1 protein-coding gene is annotated in these 328 nt (G+C 72.3%); it reads left to right on the forward strand.

Annotated features, from left to right (window positions below):
• Positions 1–328 (forward strand): autotransporter domain-containing protein (locus ACZ2IA_RS22880; protein ID WP_470294887.1); only part of this gene is annotated, 328 nt, incomplete at both ends.

The following is a 328-nucleotide window of genomic DNA, read 5'->3' on the forward strand; positions in this document are numbered from 1 at the left end:
CACTACGGCCTGCTGCTCGGCTACGCGCACGCCAAGGGCGACGTCAGCGGCTTTGCGCTCGGCTTCCAGGATCGGGGGGTCGGTACGCTGGCGATCGACGCCTACAGCCTGGGCGGTTACTGGACGCATATCGGCCCGAGCGGCGGCTACACCGACGCGGTGCTGCTGGGCAGCGCGCTGTCGGTCGACCCGCGCTCGTCGCGCGGGGTCGGCAGCACCACCCACGGCAAGGCGTTCGCCGCCTCGCTGGAGGGCGGCTACTCGATCGCGCTGCGCCCCAACCTGACCTTCGAGCCGCAGGCGCAGCTGATCTGGCAGCGGGTGGCGG

This window comes from Crenobacter sp. CS_VA4 (assembly GCF_055597485.1).